General features: G+C 49.8%; 24 protein-coding genes and 2 pseudogenes. 19 read left to right on the top strand and 7 right to left on the bottom strand.

The features are described 5' to 3' along the window. Positions 1-13: 13 nt before the first annotated feature. From ACQG19_RS25260 to ACQG19_RS25250, 3 genes are all read left to right on the top strand, one after another. Positions 14-454, top strand: coding sequence for a DUF411 domain-containing protein (locus ACQG19_RS25260; protein WP_032662207.1), 441 nt, complete (start codon positions 14-16; stop codon positions 452-454). A gap of 127 nt (positions 455-581) precedes the next feature. Next, positions 582-3023, top strand: coding sequence for an Ag(+)-translocating P-type ATPase SilP (gene silP / locus ACQG19_RS25255; RefSeq protein ID WP_032662211.1), 2442 nt, complete (start codon positions 582-584; stop codon positions 3021-3023). Between the two features lie 40 nt (positions 3024-3063). Continuing rightward, complete coding sequence (locus tag ACQG19_RS25250) at positions 3064-3261, top strand: DUF2933 domain-containing protein (RefSeq protein WP_000843494.1); 198 nt, start codon at positions 3064-3066, stop codon at positions 3259-3261. 33 nt (positions 3262-3294) lie between these two features. On the opposite strand, the gene ACQG19_RS25245 is transcribed toward ACQG19_RS25250, so the two are convergent. Both ACQG19_RS25245 and ACQG19_RS25240 read right to left on the bottom strand, forming a co-directional pair. Continuing rightward, a complete protein-coding gene (locus tag ACQG19_RS25245) occupies positions 3295-4032 on the bottom strand; it encodes a peptidoglycan DD-metalloendopeptidase family protein (protein WP_000287499.1) in 738 nt (245 codons plus the stop codon). 288 nt (positions 4033-4320) lie between these two features. Beyond that, complete coding sequence (locus tag ACQG19_RS25240) at positions 4321-4770, bottom strand: hypothetical protein (protein WP_032662214.1); 450 nt, start codon at positions 4768-4770, stop codon at positions 4321-4323. A gap of 234 nt (positions 4771-5004) precedes the next feature. On the opposite strand from ACQG19_RS25240, the gene pcoA reads away from it, so the two are divergent. From pcoA to ACQG19_RS25200, 8 genes are all read left to right on the top strand, one after another. Next, positions 5005-6822 carry a multicopper oxidase PcoA gene (gene pcoA, locus ACQG19_RS25235; RefSeq protein ID WP_032662218.1) on the top strand — a complete coding sequence of 606 codons (1818 nt, stop codon included), beginning with the start codon at positions 5005-5007 and terminating at the stop codon, positions 6820-6822. 5 nt (positions 6823-6827) lie between these two features. After that, positions 6828-7718, top strand: a complete 891-nt coding sequence (locus ACQG19_RS25230) for a copper resistance protein B (RefSeq protein WP_072199631.1) — start codon at positions 6828-6830, stop codon at positions 7716-7718. A 39-nt stretch (positions 7719-7757) separates the two neighbouring features. After that, the gene (pcoC, locus tag ACQG19_RS25225) at positions 7758-8138 is read left to right on the top strand and encodes a copper resistance system metallochaperone PcoC (protein ID WP_032662224.1); all 381 of its coding nucleotides are present in this window, start codon (positions 7758-7760) and stop codon (positions 8136-8138) included. A 55-nt stretch (positions 8139-8193) separates the two neighbouring features. Continuing rightward, complete coding sequence (gene pcoD / locus ACQG19_RS25220) at positions 8194-9072, top strand: copper resistance inner membrane protein PcoD (protein WP_306463840.1); 879 nt, start codon at positions 8194-8196, stop codon at positions 9070-9072. 54 nt (positions 9073-9126) lie between these two features. Continuing rightward, complete coding sequence (pcoR, locus tag ACQG19_RS25215) at positions 9127-9807, top strand: copper response regulator transcription factor PcoR (RefSeq protein WP_032662230.1); 681 nt, start codon at positions 9127-9129, stop codon at positions 9805-9807. Continuing rightward, positions 9804-11204: a copper resistance membrane spanning protein PcoS gene (gene pcoS, locus ACQG19_RS25210; RefSeq protein WP_032662233.1), complete on the top strand. Its 1401-nt coding sequence runs from the start codon at positions 9804-9806 to the stop codon at positions 11202-11204. Before pcoR ends, pcoS begins: the two co-directional genes overlap by 4 nt. 217 nt (positions 11205-11421) lie before the next feature. Next, entirely contained in the window at positions 11422-11856 is a 435-nt protein-coding gene (gene pcoE, locus ACQG19_RS25205; RefSeq protein WP_000723069.1) for a copper resistance system metallochaperone PcoE, read from the top strand. 286 nt (positions 11857-12142) lie between these two features. Further along, positions 12143-13546, top strand: a complete 1404-nt coding sequence (locus ACQG19_RS25200; RefSeq protein ID WP_057061543.1) for an ISNCY-like element ISKpn21 family transposase — start codon at positions 12143-12145, stop codon at positions 13544-13546. Between the two features lie 28 nt (positions 13547-13574). On the opposite strand, the gene ACQG19_RS25195 is transcribed toward ACQG19_RS25200, so the two are convergent. The 3 genes from ACQG19_RS25195 to ACQG19_RS25185 form a co-directional block, all read right to left on the bottom strand. After that, entirely contained in the window at positions 13575-14207 is a 633-nt protein-coding gene (locus ACQG19_RS25195; protein WP_001567369.1) for a DUF6904 family protein, read from the bottom strand. A 151-nt stretch (positions 14208-14358) separates the two neighbouring features. Next, on the bottom strand, positions 14359-14655 hold the full coding sequence (locus ACQG19_RS25190) for a type II toxin-antitoxin system RelE/ParE family toxin (protein ID WP_013087107.1): 297 nt from the start codon (positions 14653-14655) through the stop codon (positions 14359-14361). After that, positions 14642-14902: a type II toxin-antitoxin system ParD family antitoxin gene (locus ACQG19_RS25185; RefSeq protein WP_013087106.1), complete on the bottom strand. Its 261-nt coding sequence runs from the start codon at positions 14900-14902 to the stop codon at positions 14642-14644. The genes ACQG19_RS25190 and ACQG19_RS25185 overlap by 14 nt, the downstream gene beginning before the upstream one ends. Before the next feature lie 141 nt (positions 14903-15043). On the opposite strand from ACQG19_RS25185, the gene ACQG19_RS25180 reads away from it, so the two are divergent. The 4 genes from ACQG19_RS25180 to ACQG19_RS25165 all read left to right on the top strand — a co-directional run bounded on the left by ACQG19_RS25180 (position 15044) and on the right by ACQG19_RS25165 (position 17470). Further along, positions 15044-15568 carry a hypothetical protein gene (locus ACQG19_RS25180; protein ID WP_013087105.1) on the top strand — a complete coding sequence of 175 codons (525 nt, stop codon included), beginning with the start codon at positions 15044-15046 and terminating at the stop codon, positions 15566-15568. Positions 15569-15934: 366 nt separating this feature from the next. Next, complete coding sequence (locus ACQG19_RS25175; protein WP_013087103.1) at positions 15935-16705, top strand: TraX family protein; 771 nt, start codon at positions 15935-15937, stop codon at positions 16703-16705. A gap of 14 nt (positions 16706-16719) precedes the next feature. Next, positions 16720-17058, top strand: a complete 339-nt coding sequence (locus tag ACQG19_RS25170; RefSeq protein ID WP_013087102.1) for a hypothetical protein — start codon at positions 16720-16722, stop codon at positions 17056-17058. Positions 17059-17140: 82 nt separating this feature from the next. Next, positions 17141-17470, top strand: coding sequence for a hypothetical protein (locus tag ACQG19_RS25165; RefSeq protein WP_013087101.1), 330 nt, complete (start codon positions 17141-17143; stop codon positions 17468-17470). Here ACQG19_RS25165 and ACQG19_RS25160 read toward each other — a convergent pair. Then, on the bottom strand, positions 17445-18251 hold the full coding sequence (locus ACQG19_RS25160; protein WP_013087100.1) for a DUF4225 domain-containing protein: 807 nt from the start codon (positions 18249-18251) through the stop codon (positions 17445-17447). The genes ACQG19_RS25165 and ACQG19_RS25160 overlap by 26 nt on opposite strands. A gap of 759 nt (positions 18252-19010) precedes the next feature. Between ACQG19_RS25160 and ACQG19_RS25155 the strand changes: the two are divergent. Then, positions 19011-20240: pseudogene (locus ACQG19_RS25155) on the top strand (IS3 family transposase). 298 nt (positions 20241-20538) lie between these two features. Here ACQG19_RS25155 and repA read toward each other — a convergent pair. Further along, on the bottom strand, positions 20539-21552 hold the full coding sequence (gene repA, locus ACQG19_RS25150; RefSeq protein WP_013087098.1) for a plasmid replication initiator RepA: 1014 nt from the start codon (positions 21550-21552) through the stop codon (positions 20539-20541). Between the two features lie 652 nt (positions 21553-22204). On the opposite strand from repA, the gene ACQG19_RS25145 reads away from it, so the two are divergent. From ACQG19_RS25145 to ACQG19_RS25135, 3 genes and pseudogenes are all read left to right on the top strand, one after another. Continuing rightward, complete coding sequence (locus ACQG19_RS25145) at positions 22205-22471, top strand: DUF1778 domain-containing protein (protein WP_007869691.1); 267 nt, start codon at positions 22205-22207, stop codon at positions 22469-22471. Beyond that, complete coding sequence (locus tag ACQG19_RS25140) at positions 22459-22944, top strand: GNAT family N-acetyltransferase (RefSeq protein WP_013087269.1); 486 nt, start codon at positions 22459-22461, stop codon at positions 22942-22944. Before ACQG19_RS25145 ends, ACQG19_RS25140 begins: the two co-directional genes overlap by 13 nt. Before the next feature lie 196 nt (positions 22945-23140). Next, a pseudogene (locus tag ACQG19_RS25135) lies at positions 23141-24550 on the top strand (ISNCY-like element ISKpn21 family transposase). Positions 24551-24552 lie beyond the last annotated feature (2 nt).

The raw sequence follows: 24552 nt of genomic DNA, 5'->3' as shown, positions 1-24552 counted from the left end.
TACAGAGGTGAGTATGAAAAAAATAATTTTAATGGCCCTGGCTTTTGGCCTTTCACTTCCGGCAATGGCAGGTGAAAAAGTAATAGACATGTACAAGTCTGAAAACTGTGGTTGCTGTTCCCTGTGGGGCAAGGCGATGGAAAAGGACGGGTTTGAGGTACGGACCCACGTCATGAATGATCAGGCTCTGTCAGCCCTGAAAGAAAAATATGCTGTTCCTGCTGAGCTGAGAAGCTGTCATACCGCAGTTACTGGTAATTTGATCATTGAAGGTCATGTGCCTGCCACAACGATACATAAGGCAATGCAGTCTGATTCAGGGATTTATGGCCTTGCCACCCCCGGTATGCCTGCGGGAAGCCCGGGAATGGAGATGGGGGCCCGTAAAGAGGCTTACGATGTTATCGCATTCTCTCCGGAGGGCAGTAAAAAGATCTTCCAGCGAATCGAATAGTCAGCGGAACGGCTGTTAACGGGACGCCGGTAGCAGGCACTCCTGTGCCGGCGACATTCGTGGTAATCGCATCCATGACATAACCTGAATACAGAAGACGCTTCAGGTTTGCATAAGGAGAGTTACTGTGAAAAATGACAATGCAGTGCAACACAACAACCAGACTGCCTCTGAACAGACATTATCCCCGGACGAGAGTCACGTATTGCATAAGGTGAGAGATCCCGTGTGCGGGATGACAATCATGCCCGATAAGGCGCACAGCAGCATTCGATACCAGGAGCATCAGCTTTATTTCTGCTCCGCCAGCTGTGAGAGCAAATTTAAAGCTCATCCCGATCATTATCTTACAGAAGATGCCAGTGAACATTCCCATCACCACCATCACCACGAGGTCATCCCTGATCAGATAAAACAGCCTCACCACCAGGCGGAGAACGATATTTCTGAAGGTGTGTGGACATGCCCGATGCACCCGGAGATACGCCGTCGTGGTCCAGGAAGCTGTCCTGTCTGTGGAATGGCACTGGAACCACTCGTAGCCACGGCATCCACGGGGCCGAGTGATGAACTTCGCGACATGACAAGACGCTTCTGGCTGGGGTTGTTGCTGGCGTTTCCGGTTCTGATACTCGAAATGGGATCTCATCTGTTTCCCGCCTTGAGAAATACAGTATCGCCACAGTACAACACATGGCTGCAGCTGCTTCTGGCCTCTCCTGTCGTGTTGTGGTGTGGCTGGCCATTTTTCGCCCGGGCCGGGATGTCGTTACGTAACCGTTCCCTGAATATGTTTACCCTTGTTGCTATGGGGACCGGCGTAGCCTGGGTTTACAGCGTCATTGCAACTGTCTTCCCCTCCTGGTTTCCTGCATCGTTCAGAAACATGGATGGCCTGGTGGCCGTTTATTTTGAAGCCGCGGCAGTAATTACGGTGCTTGTACTGCTGGGACAGGTTCTTGAGCTGCGGGCACGGGAACAAACCTCAGGTGCCATTACTGCGCTTCTGAACCTTGCCCCCAAAACCGCCAGGCGGCTGGACCATGACGGTCATGAAACGGATATTAATGCGGAAGATGTCCTGCCTGGCGATAAGCTCCGCATCAGACCTGGGGAGAGTATTCCGGTCGACGGTATCGTGGTCGAAGGCACAACAACCGTTGATGAATCGATGGTGACCGGGGAGTCTATGCCGGTTACCAAAACGGAGGGTGCCCCTGTCATTGGGGGGACGATTAATCAGACAGGTAGTCTTATCATCCGTGCAGAGAAAGTCGGAGATGAAACGATGCTCTCACGAATTGTTCAGATGGTCGCTGATGCACAGCGTTCGCGAGCCCCCATCCAGAGAATGGCTGACAGCGTTTCAGGCTGGTTTGTTCCTCTGGTGATACTTATCGCGGTTGTTGCTTTCGTGATCTGGTCTGTCTGGGGGCCCGAGCCCAGGATGGCGCACGGTCTGATTGCGGCTGTGTCGGTCCTGATTATTGCCTGTCCCTGCGCGCTGGGGCTGGCCACGCCGATGTCGATAATGGTGGGGGTGGGCAAAGGAGCCCAGGCCGGGGTGTTAATCAAAAATGCCGAAGCCCTTGAGCGTCTTGAAAAAGTGGACACGCTGGTTGTCGACAAAACAGGCACGCTCACCGAAGGTTCGCCTACGGTGACAGGAATTATCAGTCTCAGTCCGGGTGGGGAAGCCTCTCTTTTGCGTGTAACGGCCGCAGTGGAAAAAGGCTCGCAGCATCCGCTGGGTATGGCAGTCGTCAGAGCAGCACAGGAAAAGGGGATCGCAATACCCGCAGTCACTCATTTCGATGCGCCGTCGGGTAAAGGTGTCACAGGCGATGTCGAAGGTCAACGGATTGTTATTGGTAATGAACTGGTTATGCAGGAAAACAGTATCGTTATTGATAATCAAAAGGCCGTTGCGGATACGTTGCGGATGGAAGGCGCTACCGTTATCTATGTGGCCACGGACGGGGACCTTGCAGGCCTGATAGCTATTTCGGATCCCGTGAAAGCAACCACGCCGGATGCACTTAAAGCGTTGCGTCAGGCGGGGATCCGCATTGTTATGCTCACCGGGGATAACCAGCTAACAGCTGAAGCCGTCGCACGAAAACTGGGAATAGAGGATGTTGAAGCCGGGATTCTGCCGGATGGCAAAAAAGCAGTGATAACCCGACTGAAAGCGTCTGGTCATGTGGTTGCGATGGCCGGAGACGGTGTGAATGATGCCCCGGCGCTGGCAGCGGCTGACGTGGGTATAGCCATGGGAACGGGTACAGATGTGGCAATTGAAAGTGCCGGAGTCACCCTTCTCAAAGGCGACCTGATGATACTGAACAGGGCCCGTCATCTGTCAGAGATCACCATGAAAAATATCCGACAGAATCTGTTTTTTGCATTTATCTACAACGCACTTGGTGTGCCGGTGGCTGCAGGCCTGCTTTATCCTGTGTATGGAATACTGCTGTCGCCAGTTATTGCGGCGGCGGCCATGGCTCTTTCTTCCGTCAGCGTCATTGTGAATGCGTTGCGTCTGAAAAGTGTCAGGCTCGGGAAATAACACTGAGTGAAGGGTCTGTTATGAACAGAAGGAGTCCAGTATGAAAAGTACCACCTATGCGCTTATTGCTGTCGCCGCGATCGCGGCATTTGCCCTCCTGCGAGAACACTGGTCACATGTGGCAGGTTACTGGCCATATCTGTTATTGCTGGTCTGCCCGCTAATGCATCTTTTCCACGGCCACGGAGGGCATGGGGATCACCAACATCACGGAAGTGAAAACGATAAAAAAAATTAATCCGGCAAACGGGGCCGCGTCGCGGTCCCGTTATCAGTCCAGGTATCGTTCGTAGTCTCTGGCATGCGCAAAGGCATGCTGTTCGAGTTTGTTATCAGCGGGTGCCGATGCCCGGAACGCCAGTGAATTAACAGGATTGTTATTGATGACCAGCTCGTAATGTAAATGAGGACCGGATGAACGTCCGCTGTTACCGGATAACGCAATAGCACCTCCCCGGGTAACTCTGGCCCCTTTAGTAACGAGTATTTTATTGAGGTGGAGATAGCGAGTTTTAACACCGGCTTTTCCCGTTACTTCAACAAAATATCCCATGGTACTGTTGTATTCGGCCCGGGTGATTTTTCCGTCGATGACGCTGACTATTTTCGTGTTCATGGGCATGGAATAATCAATGCCATTATGGGGACTCACTTTTCCCGATACCGGGTTAAGTCTTGCAGGATTGAAAGGTGAACTGAGTCTTGCTGTGGCTGGTAACGGATAATCGAGACTGCCTTTCCCGGAAGTATCGGAAAGATTATAGAACTTTTTGTCTGATATACGATACGCCGTGTAATTAAATGAGCCGGACGTAAATTTATAAGCCACTACACGTGATTTTCCCGCTTTCTTTTGCAGTACGAGTTTTAATGATTCATTTTTTTTCAAATGCCGAAGATTAAAGCGGGAAGGCAAAGAGCGCTGAAGGATAGCGATCTCGTTCGATTCCAGCCCCGAGCGGGTGGCTGAAAGGTAAGCATTTTCTTTTACGACATCGGTAGAATACATTTACTGGAATTCGCCGTTAGCATGAACACTGCGGCGTATGCTAGGGGTTTTCAGGAGGAGTGTCATCTGCCAGTTAATCGGGAGCACCGTTGATGGTCGTCATTTTTGTAACATATCTTGTTTCCCGTTTGCTCCTGAAGCTCTGGGAAGTGTATGACCAGCCCGGCGGTGATGATTAACGGGTCTGAAACAGGTTACGGCAGAGCAATATGAAGCTCATGTCCTGCGACGTAACCCGTCAGTGAAACCCTGCTGCGCACCTGACGCTAAGCACTAACCCACCTGCCTTTACCTGGACGAATCCAGCCCACGAAGCTTTCTTGCCTGCGTCTGATGAGCTTCCGCAGCGGCATTATTGACCTGCTCATGCACGAGGGCGGCTTTCTCTCCGGCATTCAGTTCGTTAAAAGAAGAAGATGATGTCTCTGAATTTGCGTCACTCCCGGACAGCATTTTTTTATGTTCCTCAATCATTTTTTGATGTGCATAGGACGCGCTGTTGTTCATAAATGAATGCGCAACAATGGCCCTTTCATGTTCATTCATTTCAGAGAATGATGGCGTGCTCTTTTTATTAATCCTGCCCGGCAAGTTTTCATGCGTCGAGGAATTAACATGACTGACGGCTGAGGCATTGTTCACGAATCGATGTGCTTCATGGGCAATATCACTGGACTTGGCAAAAACTGCCCCACAAAATAAAGCTGTAAACGCAGTGGTAGTGATTAATATATTCATGTGTGATTACCTTCTTAGGTACATAAAAGATGTCATCACGATCATATATAAAAATAATCAATCTGTGGTGAAGATGACGTAAATGTAATACAGCTACGTACATTACACGATTGTAATGAATTTGTTTCTTAAGGTGTGCTAGCTTCATTTCATTGTAAGAGGATGAACCAGAAATTTAATTTAAATCGGTTCTCGAACTTTGTCAGTAACCATACTTTAAATAAGGGAACGCGCATGCTGTTGAAAACGTCTCGACGAACTTTCCTGAAGGGATTAACCCTCTCTGGCGTAGCCGGAAGTCTTGGCGTATGGAGTTTCAATGCGCGTTCCAGTCTGAGCCTGCCAGTTGCCGCATCCCTGCAGGGTACTCAGTTTGACCTGACCATTGGTGAAACGGCCGTCAATATCACTGGCAGTGAGCGTCAGGCCAAAACAATCAATGGAGGCCTGCCGGGGCCCGTTCTTCGCTGGAAAGAAGGTGACACCATTACCCTGAAGGTCAAGAACCGTCTTAATGAACAGACGTCCATTCACTGGCACGGCATTATTCTTCCAGCCAATATGGATGGTGTTCCGGGGCTGAGTTTTAGGGGCATAGAGCCTGATGATACCTACGTTTACACCTTTAAGGTTAAGCAGAACGGGACTTACTGGTACCACAGCCATTCCGGTCTGCAGGAACAGGAGGGGGTATACGGTGCCATTATCATCGATGCCAGGGAGCCGGAACCGTTTGCTTACGATCGTGAGCACGTGGTCATGTTGTCTGACTGGACCGATGAAAATCCTCACAGTCTTCTGAAAAAATTAAAAAAACAGTCGGATTACTACAATTTCAATAAACCAACCATTGGCTCTTTTTTCCGCGACGTGAATACCAGGGGGCTGTCAGCCACTATTGCCGATCGGAAAATGTGGGCTGAAATGAAAATGAATCCGACTGACCTCGCGGATGTCAGTGGCTACACCTACACCTATCTCATGAACGGTCAGGCCCCGCTGAAAAACTGGACCGGGCTGTTCCGTCCCGGTGAAAAGATACGCTTACGGTTTATCAACGGTTCGGCAATGACCTATTTCGATATCCGCATCCCCGGGCTGAAAATGACGGTCGTGGCTGCAGATGGCCAGTATGTAAACCCGGTTACCGTTGACGAATTCAGGATTGCCGTTGCCGAAACCTATGATGTCATTGTGGAGCCTCAGGGTGAGGCCTATACCATCTTCGCACAATCCATGGACAGGACCGGCTACGCTCGGGGGACACTGGCCACGAGAGAGGGGTTAAGTGCTGCCGTTCCCGCCCTGGATCCACGTCCTCTGTTGACCATGGAAGATATGGGTATGGGAGGAATGGGGCATGATATGGCAGGAATGGACCACAGCCAGATGGGGGGCATGAATAACAGCGGAGAGATGATGTCTATGGACGGTGCTGAGCTTGCGGATAGCGGGACATCCTCCGCACCCATGGATCACAGCAGCATGACTGGTATGGATCATTCCCAGATGGCCGGAATGCCGGGTATGCAAAGTCATCCTGCGTCAGAAACGGGTAACCCACTGGTTGATATGCAGGCGATGAGCGTCTCTCCGAAATTAAACGATCCGGGTATCGGTCTTCGAAATAACGGAAGAAAGGTTCTCACGTACGCGGATTTGAAAAGCCGCTTTGAGGATCCTGACGGACGTGAACCTGGCCGCACCATAGAACTGCATTTAACCGGTCACATGGAAAAGTTTGCCTGGTCATTTAACGGAATCAAGTTTTCAGATGCCGCACCGGTGCTGCTGAAATACGGTGAGCGACTCAGGATCACTCTGGTCAACGATACCATGATGACTCACCCCATTCACCTGCATGGTATGTGGAGCGATCTGGAAGATGAAAACGGTAATTTCATGGTTCGTAAACACACAATAGATATTCCCCCTGGTACAAAACGCAGTTACAGAGTGACAGCAGATGCGCTTGGCCGCTGGGCGTATCACTGCCATTTGCTCTATCACATGGAAATGGGAATGTTTCGTGAAGTCCGGGTGGAGGAATGATGCGAATGAAGAGAAGTTTTAAGGCCATAACTGTTCTGGTCGCTGGTTTGTTTACCTCACCGTTTTCTATTGCGGCGGGCTCCGTCTCTGCAGATCCTCATGCCGGGCACGACATGTCTTCCATGCAGATGCCGGTAGATGAGAATTTCACTGAGATGACGTCAATGGAGCCCATTGTAACTGAGAGCAGAACGCCAATTCCGCCTGTTACCGATGCCGACCGGAAGGCTGCATTCGGCAATTTACCGGGGCATGCGATTCACGACAGTGCGATTAATTATCTGGTCTTGCTGGATCAACTGGAATGGCAACGGTCGGATAACACCAATAATTTCAGCTGGAGTGTTAACAGCTGGATTGGAGGCGACACTGACCGGCTCTGGCTAAAGAGTGAAGGCGAACGAAGCGGGGGGAAAACGGAGACGGCAGAAGCCCAGCTACTCTGGGGGCATGCGGTTGGCCCCTGGTGGGATTTGGTTGCGGGTGTAAGACAGGATTTCAGACCTGCTTCAGCCCAGACCTGGGCTGCTGTCGGTTTTCAGGGGCTCGCGCTCTATAATTTTGAGTCTGAAATTACGGCTTTTGTCAGTAATGACGGAAAAGCAGCCCTCCGTCTGGGGGGAGAATACGACGTTTTACTGACTAACCGGCTCATACTCCAGCCATCCTATGAGGTAAATCTCTACAGTCAGGATGATGAATCGCGGGAGCGCGGCAGAGGATTAGCTGACACAGAGCTGGGCCTTCGGCTGCGCTACGAAATACGCCGTGAGTTTGCACCCTATATAGGCGTCTCCTGGAATCAGCTTTACGGGAAAACGTCCGATATGGCGAAAAGAGAGGGTGAGAAAGACCATCAGGTAGTATTCCTGGCGGGAGCCAGAATCTGGTTTTAATGCGTTGACTTAAAACACTAAACTAAACAGGTAAATAATATGTCGATTTTACATAAAGCCATTCTTACAGGTGGCCTGGTTATGGGCGTCGCTTTTTCTGCTATGGCCCATCCGGAATTAAAAAGCTCTGTGCCACAGGCTGATTCGGCCGTAGCGGCCCCGGATAAGATTCAGCTTAATTTCTCGGAAGATCTGACCGTGAAATTCTCAGGTGCAAAATTAACGATGACGGGTATGAAAGGTATGTCATCACATTCTCCGATGCCGGTCGCGGCAAAAGTGGCACCAGGCGCTGACCCTAAATCGATGGTCATTATTCCGCGAGAACCTTTACCCGCTGGCACTTATCGTGTTGACTGGCGCGCAGTTTCTTCAGATACGCACCCTATTACCGGTAATTACACCTTTACAGTGAAGTAATATTATGAACGACCTGATTATGATTGTTATTCGTTTTCTTCTTTATCTTGATTTGATGGTAATATTTGGATTGCCATTTTTTCAGATATATGGATTAAGTGGTGTCAGACATGAAACGTATAACCTGACTAATTTCAGGTCGTTTATAACCTTTGCTGTTGTTGCAGGCATCATTCTTACTGGCATTAATATGCTCCTGGTATCTAATGCCATGAGCGGAGTAACTGATCTCAGGGAATTATCCATCCATATTATCGAGATGGTTATAGAAGAAACTGATGTAGGTATTAGCTGGATTGTCAGACTTTGTGCACTGTTTATCACTCTCGGTGCTTTGTTCCTTTACACTAACAAGAGACTATTGTCCTGCCTGCTGATGACGATGAGTGGGGGCGTGGCGCTGGCTACACTTGCCTGGGGAGGACACGCCGTCATGCATGACGGTCTGCATTACTATCTCCATTTACTGAGCGATCTGACTCATCTCGGCGCTGCAGGTGCCTGGACAGGTGCTCTGGTTGCATTTGCTATCCTGCTGATGCGCAGAAACGCGCACAATGCACAGAGCGTCATTGTGATATCTGACTCCCTGGCAAAATTTGCCACGGCAGGTACGGTGATTGTTGTAGCCCTGATCCTGAGTGCGATGGTCAACTATCTGTATATTGCTGAAGGTAACTTAACCCCCTTATTCAACAGCTCCTGGGGGGGAATATTGCTTGCTAAGACGGCTCTGTTTGTTCTGATGCTTCTTCTGGCTGCAGCAAACCGGTTTCACCTGGGTCCCCGGCTTGAAGTTATGGTCAGGGAAGGGAATTATGATCGCAGCGTTGCCCTGATGCGAAACAGCATCCTGACAGAATTCGTTGTTGCGATTATCATTCTGGGTGCCGTAGCGTGGCTCGGAATGCTTGCTCCGTCTCAGGTCAGCTAAGGGACAACCAACGCTCACGCGTGAGATTTTTACTTTCATATCAGCGAGTTGACCATGCAGCGTATTTTAATCGTTGAAGACGAACAAAAAACAGGTCGTTACCTGCAGCAGGGACTGGTTGAGGAAGGCTATCAGGCCGATCTCTTTAATAATGGCCGCGATGGTCTTGGGGCCGCGTCGAAGGGACAGTATGATTTGATAATACTGGACGTGATGCTGCCTTTCCTCGACGGGTGGCAAATCATCAGCGCACTGAGGAAGTCCGGGCACGAAGAACCGGTCCTGTTTTTAACCGCAAAAGACAACGTGCGGGACAAAGTGAAAGGACTGGAGCTTGGTGCAGATGACTACCTGATTAAGCCCTTCGATTTTACGGAGCTGGTTGCACGTGTAAGAACCTTACTGCGGCGGGCACGCTCGCAGTCCGCAACGGTTTGCACCATCGCCGATATGACCGTTGATATGGTGCGCCGAACCGTGATCCGTTCGGGGAAGAAGATCCATCTCACCGGTAAAGAATACGTTCTGCTTGAGTTGCTGTTGCAACGCACCGGAGAAGTGTTACCCAGGAGTCTTATCTCGTCCTTGGTCTGGAATATGAACTTTGACAGTGATACGAATGTGATTGATGTCGCCGTGAGACGTCTGAGAAGTAAAATTGATGATGACTTTGAACCAAAACTGATCCATACCGTTCGCGGTGCCGGATATGTCCTGGAGATCAGAGAAGAGTGAGGTTCAAAATTTCCCTGACCACACGCCTGAGCCTGATTTTTTCTGCAGTGATGCTTACGGTATGGTGGTTATCAAGTTTTATCCTGATTAGCACCCTTAATGGCTATTTCGATAATCAGGATCGCGATTTTCTGACTGGTAAACTTCAGCTCACCGAAGAGTTTCTTAAAACAGAGACGTTCAGGAACAAAACGGATATTAAGTCATTATCAGAAAAAATAAACGATGCGATGGTGGGGCACAATGGCTTATTCATTTCTATAAAAAATATGGAAAATGAAAAACTGGTGGAACTGTATGCCAAAAATTCTGTTGTTCCAGCGGTCCTGCTAAATAAGTCGGGGGATATTCTCGACTATATGATCCAGACGGAAGAAAATAACACCGTATACCGCAGTATCTCGCGGCGGGTTGCCGTGACGCCGGAACAGGGTAAAAGCAAACATTTCATCGTTACGGTTGCCACGGATACCGGGTATCACACCCTGTTTATGGATAAGCTCAGTACCTGGCTGTTCTGGTTCAATATCGGTCTGGTTTTTATTTCTGTTTTTCTGGGCTGGCTGACCACACGCATTGGTCTGAAACCGTTACGGGAAATGACCAGTCTGGCTTCCTCCATGACCGTGCACAGCCTGGATCAGCGTCTTAATCCCGATCTGGCTCCGCCGGAAATCTCAGAGACCATGCAGGAATTCAATAACATGTTCGATCGCCTGGAGGGTTCATTCCGGAAACTGTCAGATTTCTCGTCTGACATCGCGCATGAGCTGCGCACACCGGTCAGTAATCTGATGATGCAGACGCAGTTTGCACTGGCTAAGGAAAGGGATGTTTCGCATTACCGCGAAATTTTATTCGCTAACCTGGAAGAACTGAAAAGGTTGTCACGAATGACCAGTGACATGCTTTTTCTGGCACGTTCAGAGCATGGTCTGCTGCAGCTGGATAAACATGATGTGGATCTGGCCGCCGAACTGAATGAATTACGTGAGTTATTCGAGCCCCTTGCAGACGAGACAGGAAAGACAATCACGGTTGAAGGTGAAGGGGTTATTGCCGGAGACAGCGACATGCTGCGGCGTGCTTTCAGTAACCTGCTTTCGAATGCAATCAAGTATTCTCCCGATAACACCTGTACAGCGATACGCCTTGAGCATGACAGTGACTGTGTGAACGTGATGATTACGAATACGATGTCTGGCCCGGTTCCCGCTAATCTTGAACGTTTGTTTGACCGGTTCTATCGCGCAGACTCATCACGGGTCCACAACACGGAAGGCGCGGGGCTGGGGTTATCAATAACGAGGTCAATCATTCATGCTCACGGCGGCGAGCTGTCAGCAGAACAGCAGGGGCGGGAAATTGTGTTCAAAGTGCGCCTGTTAATGGATTAACCCCGTTATTCAGGAGAAACCTGGAAGGTGACAAAATTGTCATCATCCAGTCACGCGATAAACAGATGCGGTTTTTTATAATCATTCATAAATCAGGAGCAGGGTGATAACGCAATCACCTGGTTCCTGGAGTGATGAATAACCCGCCCTGAGATCAAATGCTTTCTCTGTCATAAGCCGTTGATTGTTTGGGGATGTAAACACCGGAGACCCAACCATGAAAAAGATCCTTGTATCATTTGTTGCCATTATGGCTGCCGCTTCATCTGCCATGGCTGCAGAGACAATGAACATGCATGACCAGGTAAATAATGCACAGGCACCTGCCCACCAGATGCAGTCATCTGCTGAAAAAAGTGCAATTCAGGGAGACAGCATGACAATGATGGATATGAGCAGTCACGATCAGGCCGCAATGTCCCATGACATGATGCAAAACAGCAATTCTGCTGCCCACCAGGACATGGCTGAAATGCATAAAAAAATGATGAAAGCTAAACCAGGAGCTACCAACGAAACAGCAAAGTCATTTTCTGAAATGAGCGAGCATGAGAAGGCCGCAGCTGTGCATGAGAAGGCGAATAATGGTCAGTCTTCCGTTGTTCACCAGCAGCAGGCTGATAAGCATCGTAGTCAGATCACCCAGAATTAACCCGCAGCTCCACTTGTTAGACCCTCATTTGACGCCGAAGTCACTGGCTTACGCTCCTGATAGGGAGCGTTTTTTTTAAACTAAATGAAAGAGTATATCTGTGTATGACTAATCGTAGTCTGCGGTCGGGTATAAAATAAATGAACGACGGACTAAATTTAACATAAGATAGATTGCGCGAACTAAGTATGTAATGGCTCAATAGTAATGTCCGCCTGTGGCTCAATTCAGATGTCCGCGCTATGGTAAGCTTCACTGGTCCGTTTAAACTACCGGGAGGCATATCATGAGCGCAGAAAGCTCAGGAGTGTTTACTTTGAAAGAGATCAACCGGATCAAGATTATACAGGACGTCATTGAACGTCGCATCACAACGCGCCGTGCGGCCGAGCACCTCGGTATCAGCGACAGGCAATGCCGCAGACTTCTTGCCCGTTACCGTGAAGGCGGACCGCTTGGTATGGCCAGCAGACGATGTGGCATGCGTGGTAACCGCCAGTTGCCACCCGGGCTCGCAGATCAGGCTCTGGAACTGATCAAGACGCGTTATGCTGATTTCGGTCCGACTCTGGCGCGTGAAAAGCTCGAAGAACTCCACGGACTGTTTCTTGGCAAAGAAACTGTCCGGCGCATCATGGTGCGGGCTGGCTTATGGGTTCCCCGTAAACAACGTGCCGCAAGGATCCCTCAACCACGGTACCGGCGTCCGTGTACTGGTGAGCTGATACAAATAGATGGCTGTGATCACGACTGGTTTGAAGGCCGTGGCCCGGCCTGCACCGCGCTGGTCTATGTTGATGATGCAACCAGCAAACTGATGGAACTGTTGTTTGTTAAATCGGAGTCCACGTTTTCTTACTTCGAAGCCACGCGGCGCTATATCGATAAGCATGGTAAACCGCTGGCACTGTACAGCGATAAAGCCGGTGTTTTTCGTGTTAACAATAAACACGCCACAGGCGGAGACGGGCATACTCAGTTTGGGCGAGCCATGCATGAACTGAACATCCAGACTATCTGTGCAGAAACCAGTTCCGCCAAAGGGCGTGTAGAACGAGCTCACCTCACTTTACAGGATCGTCTGGTCAAAGAGCTGCGGTTACAGGGCATTTGTTCAATGGAGGCTGCAAATGACTTCGCTGAGGCCTATATGGCTGACTATAACCGCCGTTTTGGCAAAGTACCGCGACATGATTTTGACGTACACCGTGCTGTAGAACATGATGAGGACCTGGGGCTTATTTTCACTGTTCGTGAAAAACGTAAAGTCTCAAAATCGTTGACGATACAATATGATAAAATGTTGTACCTGATTGAAGACAGCGAACTGAGTCGCCGTGCAATAGGTAAATATATCGATGTGTATCACTATCCTGATGGCAGAAAAGAGCTGCGCCTGAACGGTACGCTACTTCCCTACTCTACCTACGACCGACTGTCAGAAATCGACCAGGGCGCGATTGTCGATAACAAGCGTCTTGGCCGAACCCTGGAGTTTATCAGTCTGGTGCAGAGCAAGCGGGATAACACGCGCTCTCAGTCAATTCCCGCTGGAGATGGCCCTTCCCGACGACGGCCAAAGCAGGAAGGGAAGAAATCCCAGCGCTCACTGGATAATGATGACATGCTCGAAGCACTCAAACAGCTTCAGTCACGTTCAGAGGACATTTTTGGTAAAAGAGCCCGCTGATGGTACTCACTGGCCGGACAGTGGTTGCTCACCAGTTGATATTGTCCGGCCAGACCCATGATGTATTATTCATTTCGTTCAGCATCTTTATGTCCTGCTTTTCACGGGCATACTTACCCCATAATGAATGAAAAGAACGAACAATACTGATTAACTGCTTTTTTCTTTGCTCCGGAGATAGGCTGATAAAATAGCAGCACCTGCTGTCAATATTATCCTCAATGAAATTAAAATCAGAGTCTGATGCATATTTTACTGTTAGCATAATATCATTCGACGTTGTTCTCTCAGACTCTGTTAATGCTGATTCTATCAGGTATTCAAAGGCATACATGACAGACAGCTGGTTTTTGTCTGTCTGAATATAACCCATTGAGTTTCTGAGTATTGAGGACTGTACCAGGACCAGAGGCCATAAAAGCTCAACACCATAAAGCTTATATGTATCATGTTGATCATACTGATGTTGCTCAACACGACGATTACCTTCCCGTGCTTTACGAATATCATAGGCAAGGGATAACATAAATCCGTCTTTAACTTTAATCAGTGGGCTTTCATCCACGATGTAATGAATGAGTTCATGTAATTCATTCAGGGCTTCTGAATCTCCCCACAGTATAAAACCTGCATTGTTCGGCGTTAACTCGTATCGAAGCATGGGCTCAATCATCCTGTTGTTTCAGTCGGAGGAAAGTCTATCAGTAAAGAGAATGAGAGATCAAAGTGGTCATTTTAATTGAGCTGGATAACGGACATTTCAATTGAGCCTTGACAAAGTATTTAATTTGATTGTTATTTTACACATTCAGTTATATCCATGGTTCATGCCGCGCCGTATCCTGAGACTGACTGAGAATACGTATGATCGTAACCACCGAATGTGATGACACAAAATAGATCATGTGCTGTTCCACCGGCAGCGAGCAGATATCTTCTCCCAGCTCTGCGCGATGCGTGCCGATGTCATGCATGGCCAGCACATCAAACACTGCGGCTATACGCCCGATATACGCATCCGCCTGAACAACCCCGAACTGTCTGAAGCTGTAGTCCCAGATAGCCTCCAGATCTTCTTCTGCTTTTGGTGTCAGCTCAATCTCTTTCATTTGCCATCCTGGCCCTGACATTATTCAGGAATGCATCCTTGTTCCATGGTTTCGCCTCGCCGCTGCTGATGCCTTCGGCCAGCAGATCACGCAGTTCCTGAAGGCGTGATTCAGCTTGCTTCTCGCGCAGCAGCCGCAGCGCGTCACGCATGACTTCGCTCTGGGTTCGGTAATCACCGGCCTTAACCAGGGAATCGATAAATTCACGCAGCTCATCACCCACGTCCACCGTCATTGTACGGGCCATAACCCCTCCGTTTCATTATGTAAGATTTGTTCTTACATAAGTATATCATTTTAGCATCAGGCTTCCATGGTCAGTGATCGAGACTATGGGCTGCATTTATGAGATCAACAGGGATGCGAAATCAGATAGATATCTAATAGAATGCTGAGTTGTAGCCTTAAGCGAGAACTGGAAATGAAATTAACAGAAAATCGGGTGGATACACTCATCGATACCCTGAACGACCTGATCTGTGATGAGCAAAGTATTACTCGCGAACAGCGAGAAAATTTAATTAAAACGGTTGCCACATTGGGTGGGCTTAAGGAGCGACTACGACTCATTTCTGCGGAGAAAGAAGCCAGACAGATCGCCAAAAACGAGAAGGTAAAGAAACCGCGCGAACCGGACCTGGTGTTTCCCCGTACTGGAAAGCCGTGGCTATCAGAGGACCTCGATGTTATCCATTCCATTATCGACGATATACCTGATGACAGAATTGATGATCACATCCTGTGGCTTTCAAAACAGCAAGGGCGCACTCCCTATGCTGTCGCACTGAAGATTGTTGGTGTAGGTAGAATGGATGATGAGTGGGCGAAAGCCTGGAAACCCGCGGCAAAATCGCTTCGAGAAGATTATGCAAAGCTTCATCCTGCTCCCTCTTCGGATATCAGCCAGGAATAATAGGTTTAGGTTGAGATGTATATGAAGTTATTTTGCAGCAGCATGTTTTATAATTATAAAAAACTGCTCCTGCAAACTATGGTAAAATAATAAACAATTACACTCCTTAATCTAAATATATCAATATTTTTGCCGATATATATAGTAAGTAAGGGAGTGTCATGAACGATTTTCATATTTTAAGTATCTGTATTCAGAATAAGGATGTGGCAGGCGCAATGCGCGTGCTGCGTGATAAATCAGAATTTGCGGTGCGCAAGATTCTGGAGAAACTCAGAGTCAGGATCACAACGCAAACCGGCAGGGCATTCTGGCATTATGTTCAGGGCTGGCTGTTAACCGCGTGTCGCCAGGGGAATATACAGCATGAATCATTCATTACCCGACGTTCTTCCCACTATCCGGAACGCCAGCCAGCTCAGTCCCGCTGCACTCGATATGGTCAAACTTCTCGCACTTCTGGCCATGATTATCGACCACACCAATACGGTGTTTCTGTCGTCAGCCTTGCCGGTGATGTATGCGCTTGGCCGGATGGCCTTCCCCCTGTTCACGCTTATATGGGCGATGAACGTACAGCGCACCCCGGAGCGACTGCAGAAGAGAGCCAATCGTCTGTGGATCTGGGCAGTCATAACGCAGCCGGTGTTCAGCCTGGCCTTCCAGAATCAACAGCCCTGGTGGGCCCTGAACATTCTGTTCGTGTTTGCAGGCGTCACGCAGCTGCTTGCCCTGCAGTACCGGCACGGCCGGAAAGGAATGCTTGCCGGGTATCTGCTCCTGGCCCTTATGATTTGGCCCCTGCAGCCGGCAAGTTACGGACTGGCAGGAATAACGCTGGCCATCAGTATGGCAACGGTTTCTGGCAGCGATACACCCGGAGTGCAGCGGCTGGCAGCCATCACTGCCGTGCTGTCACTGATTTGTTTAAACGGGTTATCGCATCTCCTGGATATGCCCGCAGAAACATTATTACTGGCCACGCTGCCTACTCTGGCATTCCCCCTGGCAGTGGTTTCATTCTGCAGGCAAATATGTCCGGAGGGCCGTAGGCGTTTCATGCCGCGTAATTTCTTTTATTATGCTTACGCCGGCCACCTGGGGATCATTGGTCTGGTACAGACTACTTTTGGCTGACTTAGGATGACGTGATGGCTATCAGTGAGAAAGAGCTTCTTGAGGCAGGTTTCAGTAACCGTGATGTGGATACTTTACTGGAGCGGCTTTCAGCAACCGGTGGCACTATGCAGGGCTTCATTGCAGCACTTTCACGACGCTTCCGGGTATCGGTATGGATCACGGTCGCGCTCGCTCTGATTATGCTGGTCATTCTCATCGCCGGCAGCCGGACACATATCCTGTCTGGCGGCATGAGTTCCCTCGTTGTCCTGACCATTGCCTGGTTGACCTTTCCACCGGCTCTTGGCTGGAAAGCATTCCGCCTGCAGAAGAATGCCCGGGGCAGGTTTCAGCAAAGTGATAGCCCGTAACCACCTGACAGATTATCGGTCGGGCTTAACTGGTTATTGGCGCAGGGCATGTTAAACTTCCCGCAGGGAAAAGGAGAGAAGCATGAACCATGAAAGTGATCTGATGAACCACGGCTTCAGTGAAGAGGACATTGTCCGGCTGCGGGCCAGTTCAGCTAAGACGGGTACGGAGATGGATACCCTGCTGAACGATCTGGCAAACCGTTTTAAGGCCCTGATATGGGTGTTGTCAGTCATGTTACTGATTTTTGTGGCCACACTTTTGGCTGGCTCGAGGATGCATACCATTTCCTTCGGCGTGGCTATTCTTGTTCTTGGCACTCTGTTTACGATTACCATGCCTTTGAAGCTGGCCTATAAATCATGGCATTACCGCCGGAAAAATCTCATTTCCCGGAGTCATCAGAAGTGATCAGATCGAAAACAACCTTAGCCTTTACCCCCCATCCCACAATTTTCATTGTCAGTTTACCCCGGGACATGGTGTCGATTTTCCGGTAAAAATCGGTGCTGATATAGTTAAACAGACGCCATGTCCCAGGTCTGGCCATTAATCCATAGACACTGTAGATATTGCCTGCAAGCGCGATCCCGTTGTATATCCCTAACCCTGTTGATCGTTCAAATCCCATGAATTTAGCGATGTTCATGGCACCATCACCAAACATACCCTGCGTGTCAGGTTCATTCAGGAACTGACGACCAACTTCACGGGTTATCGTGTTGGCCGAGTCGACAATCAGAATAGCCCCGGCAAGAACGCCTACGGGGGTCATTGAGGAAGTCAGCACGAAGCCAAATACGCCCTGCATACCTGCCAGCACCACTTTAATTCCTGAGATGACATAACCGACCATCCGGTCTTCATCCCTGACGTATTTGATCTGGGCATATAGTTTCGCATAACCGGTCTGGAGCTGCCGGCTCTGCTCAAGCAGACTGCTGTTTTCTGCCTGCAGGTTACGCAGGCAGGTCATGCACTCTTCGTCAGACTTTGCCCGCCGGGCACGCTCAAATTCGCCATTAATGACAGATTTAATTTCATCGATGAATTTGAGACGCGTCAATCCATCCCCCAGATGTCGGGCGCCAACAATATTAGCGGTATTGACGAGTTTGCGGGCCTCCAGATTAATCATGGTTTCTGCCCAGAGTCGTGCCTGGCTTTTGTTTCCCGGAAGAATTATATCCATTTTACTCATCCTGATTGAAAATCACCCGTTAAAGCTTATCGCGCTCCCGGATTTAGGCAACCCTGCTTTAAAGGGTAAAATAATAGTCTGATGCTGTCAGTAAACCTTCGCCCATGATGGCCAGCCTGTGTAGTCCAGGGTTCATGGAACATGTATGCCGCGAAGCGGCATGGAGACGCCAGCCGGAGCTGAACCGGGTGATTCTGGTGAGGGGCGTCGTAACCGGCATCAGCCGTTACGGATTGATAGGTTCTGCCAATCCCATCCCTTTCCCTGCAAAGCTATACCCGCTTAAAGCTTTCCGATTGCTAATGTGCGCGGTCGGAGTGAGTCCGTCAAGGCCGATGGCCGCTGACGGGCTGTATCTCCGCGTTAGCGCCGTCAGGCGCTTACGAGCGTGTATGAAGTGATTACCGCGACTTAACTACAGCTACTCTTGATACTAGTTACAACATCCCTCTTAAAGCGAGGGTGTTCCGGCCCTTTGGGCCGGGGCGGCGTCGGTTTAGCAGGGGTTAGGTATGTATGCGGTGCCGGGTTCTGGCCAGAAAGGGGCCCGGCGCTTGCGACGGGAGGTACTTTTGATTTTGTTCTGAGCGCGAGGCCGTGAGGCCGCTGCATGCGAAGGCATTTTTCGTTATCCACAGAGTGACTGCAGACAAAGATCTTAGACTGGCCCCCTGAATCTCCAGACAACCAATATCACTTAAATAAGTGATAGTCTTAATACTAGTTTTTAGACTAGTCATTGGAGAACAGATGATTGATGTCTTAGGGCCGGAGAAACGCAGACGGCGTACTACACAGGAAAAGATCGCTATCGTTCAGCAGAGCTTTGAACCGGGAATGACGGTCTCCCTTGTTGCCCGGCAACATGGTGTGGCAGCCAGCCAGCTATTTCTCTGGCGTAAGCAATACCAGGAGGGAAGTCTTACTGCTGTGGCTGCCGGAGAACAGGTCGTTCCTGCCTCTGAACTTGCTGCCGCCATGAAGCAGATTAAAGAACTCCAGCGCCTGCTCGGCAAAAAAAACGATGGAAAATGAACTCCTTAAAGAAGCCGTTGAATATGGGCGAGCAAAAAAGTGGATAGCGCACGCGCCCTTATTGCCCGGGGATGGGGAGTAAGCTTCGTCAGCCGTTGTCTCCGGGTGTCGCGTGCGCAGTTGCACGTCATTCTCAGACGAACCGATGACTGGAAGGACGGCCGCCGCAGCCGTCACACGGATGATACGGATGTGCTTCGCCGTATACACCATGTTATCGGAGAGCTGCCCACATATGGTTATCGTCGGGTATGGGCGCTGCTTCGCAGACAAACAGAACCTGATGGTATGCCTGCGATCAATGCCAAACGTGTTTACCGGATCATGCGCCAGAATGCGCTGTTGCTTGAGCGAAAACCCGCTGTACCGCCATCGAAACGGGCACATACCGGCAGAGTGGCTGTGAAAGAAAGTAATCAGCGATGGTGCTCTGACGGGTTTGAGTTCCGCTGTGATAACGGAGAAAAACTGCGGGTCACGTTCGCGCTGGACTGCTGTGACCGTGAGGCACTGCACTGGGCGGTCACAACGGGTGGCTTCGACAGTGAAACAGTACAGGACGTCATGCTGGGAGCAGTGGAACGCCGCTTTGGCAGCGAGCTTCCGGCGTCTCCAGTGGAGTGGCTGACGGATAATGGTTCATGCTACCGGGCGAATGAAACACGTCAGTTCGCCAGGATGTTGGGACTTGAACCGAAGAACACGGCAGTGCGGAGTCCGGAGAGTAACGGAATAGCAGAGAGCTTCGTGAAAACGATAAAGCGTGACTACATAAGTATCATGCCCAAACCAGACGGGTTAACGGCAGCAAAGAACCTTGCAGAGGCGTTCGAGCATTATAACGAATGGCATCCGCATAGTGCGCTGGGTTATCGCTCGCCACGGGAATATCTGCGGCAGCGGGCCAGTAATGGGTTAAGTGATAACAGGTGTCTGGAAATATAGGGGCAAATCCAGATCTACTCTGGAATGAAATGAACAGAGAGATAAAAACGGTGAAGTAAGACTGTTTTGCGGAATGTCTTTTATTCGTTTCCGGGTTACTTCACTTATTCGTTTGCGGATTTCTGTGTAAAAAAAAGAGACAGTGGCCACTGGGGGCCATAACGACAAGCAGAACGTCATGGTGACCGGAAGGAGAACGGAGTGAAGGTTGAAAAATGAGCAGAGTGGCCGAAAAAAACCAGCACGAAAAGCCCCGGTGAGGGGCCCGTAAACAAGAAGACTGTTGTGTCGTCTGTGACTAGTCCGGGGGAGAAAGCGCCAGATCCAGCTGGTAAAGATGCTGGATGGCCAGAGCCTTCAGGCGCTCAGATGTGCACCAGTACGCTTCGTCAGGCGGGAGGGTGCGGTAAATCCATTCAGACATTGCATGGAGTCGTTCATCTGCCGGCAGCTTAATCAGATTGTTGGCACGTTTACGCTCCGCGCCTTTATTGCGGCGGTAAACGAGTGCCTCCCGACGCTTACGGCCAGACCAGCATTTCCGCGCAGAGTGGGCCTGAACATCATCATGTTCGCTCATCACTCCTTCCCGGATCAGCTGCTCACGCTCGGCGCTCTGACGGAGCTTCTTCTCCTGCTCTTTAAACAGCTTGTCCATATCGACGCCCAGCATCTGGAATCCCACGGGGGTTATATAGACATACGTTGGCAACCAGGTGCGGGATTCACGATCCCAGGCGCGTTCTTCTGCGAGGCCCAGAACGCCAAACCGTACCTGTTCCTCAATAAGCCGTGAAAGGCGTGACACCGTCACCTCCGTTTCAGGAATGACATTGCCTTTTGCGTCCTTTGCACTGAGTTCTTTTGCAAGACGGGAGATACACATGCCGACGGTATGCTTGCCGGCATCACAGAAGCTGATGAGCACTGGCCAGAGCGCATCGAGCAGGCGCTGACGTTCCGGACGGAAGCCATATTTACGTCCCGCCTTACGGCGGCCGGCGACATAGAGAGGGTGACGAGAAACATGCATGCGCAGGCTGACCTGCCCGGTTTCTTTGTCTTTTTTCACCAGGCGATTGTAGGCATGACCGAGCTGTCCGGAGAGCTTTTTATAATGCTCCGGGCGATACCAGGCCGGGTTCTCACATTTGGCTTTTGTGGAATGCTCACCGCGTTTGCGGCGGGTCAGTTTTTTGACCGGTGCAATGAGGAAATTACCCTGAGTGCCGGCATCGACATCCTGGCAGAAACGGGTTAGCTCATCTTTCGGTAGATCTGACCAGTGAACAGAAATCTGATTGTCATTCACGGCGGCCTGTTCTTATGGCGGCCGGGTGTTGTGTTATGTGGTGCATGCGTTATAATCCTTCACAGGCCACGCGCCTGCTTTTGGACCCCCTGATATCTGTGTCTTCCGCCAAGATGATGACAGATGTCGGGGGGGTTGTGCATTCAGGCTCCGGGAAATCCCGTTACCTGCTCCTGAACGTTTTACTGGACACGTCCTGTCCCTGTCTGTTTCCGGAAGTCCGCATTTCTTCCGTAAAACCATCTTTTGCCACCCGCCTGCCTCACCACAAAGCAGTCAAACCGTCAGTTTGAGTTAGGACACAAAAGTAATCTGAATCAACAATCTGTCCCACCACAAGACGATCGCTGACGATCCGAATACTACCTTCTCATCAGTAACTTTTCCAGATGTTAGACCAGATAACAATCCATAGTTTTCATGCTAATTGTCCGGATGAGACTGCTAGCAAGCATCGCACGCAGTAAATTCAGGGCGTTGGGTTTGATTTGGTAGGCCAGAGCAAGGAAAATAATTTAGAGGAAGAGCTTTACCTAATAGTTGCAAGTTGACTCTTTCGTATGTTCACTGCACTTAAAAAACCGTATAGCTTTTGCTATACAGAATCCATATGGTATGCTTGTAAAGCAATCGCTATACAAGGAGCGCACTCATGAAATCAGATGTTCAGCTCAACCTTAGAGCTAAAGAATCTCAAAGAGCACTTATTGATGCTGCAGCAGAGATTCTCCATAAATCACGCACGGACTTCATCCTGGAAATGGCATGTCAGGCTGCGGAGAATGTGATCCTCGATCGTCGCGTATTTAATTTTAACGATGAGCAGTATGCAGAGTTTATCGATATGCTCGATGCACCGGTTTCGGATGAGGCGGCTATTGATAAACTTCTGGCAAGGAAACCTCAGTGGGACGTGTAACAGCACCAGAACCATTATCCAGCTCCCATCAACTAGCAGAGTTCGTCAGTGGTGAGGCAGTACTTGATGACTGGCTTAAACAGAGGGGATTAAAAAACCAAGCTCTTGGTGCAGCACGAACGTTCGTCGTTTGTAAAAGAGACACTAAACAGGTTGTCGGTTTTTACTCTCTGGCCACCGGCAGCGTTAACCACGTGGAAGCAATGGGAAGCCTCAGGCGCAATATGCCAGATCCAATTCCCGTAATCATACTTGCTCGCCTGGCAGTTGATGTTTCATACCGTGGCCAAGGGCTCGGGGCCGATTTACTGCATGATGCAGTTCTGCGCTGTTACCGTGTAGCTGAGAATATTGGAGTCCGTGCGATTATGGTTCATGCACTGACTGAAGAAGCCAAAAACTTTTATCTTCACCATGGCTTTAAGGCATCACAAACTCAGGAACGGACATTGTTTTTAAAGTTACCACAGTGAGGTTTGAGGAAGAAAGGGGCTTGTTCGATATTTAAGATATTGATTTATAATGACTTTACCATTGAATTTAACATAATCATGATTATGCGCACTAACATGTGTAATGGCTCAATAGTAATGTCCGCCTGTGGCTCAATTGAGATGTCCGCGCTATGGTAAGCTTCACTGGTCCGTTTGAACTACCGGGAGGCATATCATCAGCGCAGAAAGCTCAGGAGTGTTTACTTTGAAAGAGATCAACCGGATCAAGATTATACAGGACGTCATTGAACGTCGCATCACAACGCGCCGTGCGGCCGAGCACCTCGGTATCAGCGACAGGCAATGCCACAGACTTCTTTGCCCGTTACCGTGAAGGCGGACCGCTTGGTATGGCCAGCAGACGATGTGGCATGCGTGGTAACCGCCAGTTGCCACCCGGCTCGCCGATCAGGCTCTGGAACTGATCAAGACGCGTTATGCTGATTTCGGTCCGACTCTGGCGCGTGAAAAGCTCGAAGAACTCCACGGACTGTTTCTTTGGCAAAGAAACTGTCCGGCGCATCATGGTGCGGGCTGGCTTATGGGTTCCCCGTAAACAACGTGCCGCAAGGATCCCTCAACCACGGTACCGGCGTCCGTGTACTGGTGAGCTGATACAAATAGATGGCTGTGATCACGACTGGTTTGAAGGCCGTGGCCCGGCCTGCACCGCGCTGGTCTATGTTGATGATGCAACCAGCAAACTGATGGAACTGTTGTTTGTTAAATCGGAGTCCACGTTTTCTTACTTCGAAGCCACGCGGCGCTATATCGATAAGCATGGTAAACCGCTGGCACTGTACAGCGATAAAGCCGGTGTTTTTCGTGTTAACAATAAACACGCCACAGGCGGAGACGGGCATACTCAGTTTGGGCGAGCCATGCATGAACTGAACATCCAGACTATCTGTGCAGAAACCAGTTCCGCCAAAGGGCGTGTAGAACGAGCTCACCTCACTTTACAGGATCGTCTGGTCAAAGAGCTGCGGTTACAGGGCATTTGTTCAATGGAGGCTGCAAATGACTTCGCTGAGGCCTATATGGCTGACTATAACCGCCGTTTTGGCAAAGTACCGCGACATGATTTTGACGTACACCGTGCTGTAGAACATGATGAGGACCTGGGGCTTATTTTCACTGTTCGTGAAAAACGTAAAGTCTCAAAATCGTTGACGATACAATATGATAAAATGTTGTACCTGATTGAAGACAGCGAACTGAGTCGCCGTGCAATAGGTAAATATATCGATGTGTATCACTATCCTGATGGCAGAAAAGAGCTGCGCCTGAACGGTACGCTACTTTTTGCCTATTCTACCTACGACCGACTGTCAGAAATCGACCAGGGCGCGATTGTCGATAACCTGAGCGTCTTGGCCGAACCCTGGAGTTTATCAGTCTGGTGCAGAGCAAGCGGGATAACACGCGCTCTCAGTCAATTCCCGCTGGAGATGGCCCTTCCCGACGACGGCCAAAGCAGGAAGGGAAGAAATCCCAGCACTCACTGGATAATGATGACATGCTCGAAGCACTCAAACAGCTTCAGTCACGTTCAGAGGACATTTTTGGTAAAAGAGCCCGCTGATG

Source organism: Enterobacter cloacae complex sp. 277I4 (assembly GCF_050031465.1).
Lineage (GTDB): Bacteria > Pseudomonadota > Gammaproteobacteria > Enterobacterales > Enterobacteriaceae > Enterobacter > Enterobacter cloacae.
Note: the sequence above shows the minus strand (reverse complement) of the source record. Positions and strands in the feature narration are given on the sequence as shown.

Coding starts and splice junctions, on each gene's coding strand:
- ACQG19_RS25260 (WP_032662207.1), top strand. CDS start 14: ATGAAAAAAATAATTTTAATGGCCCTGGCTTTTGGCCTTTCACTTCCG.
- ACQG19_RS25250 (WP_000843494.1), top strand. CDS start 3,064: ATGAAAAGTACCACCTATGCGCTTATTGCTGTCGCCGCGATCGCGGCA.
- ACQG19_RS25245 (WP_000287499.1), bottom strand. CDS start 4,032: ATGTATTCTACCGATGTCGTAAAAGAAAATGCTTACCTTTCAGCCACC.
- ACQG19_RS25240 (WP_032662214.1), bottom strand. CDS start 4,770: ATGAATATATTAATCACTACCACTGCGTTTACAGCTTTATTTTGTGGG.
- pcoA (WP_032662218.1), top strand. CDS start 5,005: ATGCTGTTGAAAACGTCTCGACGAACTTTCCTGAAGGGATTAACCCTC.
- ACQG19_RS25230 (WP_072199631.1), top strand. CDS start 6,828: ATGAAGAGAAGTTTTAAGGCCATAACTGTTCTGGTCGCTGGTTTGTTT.
- pcoC (WP_032662224.1), top strand. CDS start 7,758: ATGTCGATTTTACATAAAGCCATTCTTACAGGTGGCCTGGTTATGGGC.
- pcoD (WP_306463840.1), top strand. CDS start 8,194: ATGGTAATATTTGGATTGCCATTTTTTCAGATATATGGATTAAGTGGT.
- pcoR (WP_032662230.1), top strand. CDS start 9,127: ATGCAGCGTATTTTAATCGTTGAAGACGAACAAAAAACAGGTCGTTAC.
- pcoE (WP_000723069.1), top strand. CDS start 11,422: ATGAAAAAGATCCTTGTATCATTTGTTGCCATTATGGCTGCCGCTTCA.
- ACQG19_RS25200 (WP_057061543.1), top strand. CDS start 12,143: ATGAGCGCAGAAAGCTCAGGAGTGTTTACTTTGAAAGAGATCAACCGG.
- ACQG19_RS25195 (WP_001567369.1), bottom strand. CDS start 14,207: ATGCTTCGATACGAGTTAACGCCGAACAATGCAGGTTTTATACTGTGG.
- ACQG19_RS25190 (WP_013087107.1), bottom strand. CDS start 14,655: ATGAAAGAGATTGAGCTGACACCAAAAGCAGAAGAAGATCTGGAGGCT.
- ACQG19_RS25185 (WP_013087106.1), bottom strand. CDS start 14,902: ATGGCCCGTACAATGACGGTGGACGTGGGTGATGAGCTGCGTGAATTT.
- ACQG19_RS25180 (WP_013087105.1), top strand. CDS start 15,044: ATGCTGAGTTGTAGCCTTAAGCGAGAACTGGAAATGAAATTAACAGAA.
- ACQG19_RS25175 (WP_013087103.1), top strand. CDS start 15,935: ATGAATCATTCATTACCCGACGTTCTTCCCACTATCCGGAACGCCAGC.
- ACQG19_RS25170 (WP_013087102.1), top strand. CDS start 16,720: ATGGCTATCAGTGAGAAAGAGCTTCTTGAGGCAGGTTTCAGTAACCGT.
- ACQG19_RS25165 (WP_013087101.1), top strand. CDS start 17,141: ATGAACCATGAAAGTGATCTGATGAACCACGGCTTCAGTGAAGAGGAC.
- ACQG19_RS25160 (WP_013087100.1), bottom strand. CDS start 18,251: ATGGATATAATTCTTCCGGGAAACAAAAGCCAGGCACGACTCTGGGCA.
- ACQG19_RS25145 (WP_007869691.1), top strand. CDS start 22,205: ATGAAATCAGATGTTCAGCTCAACCTTAGAGCTAAAGAATCTCAAAGA.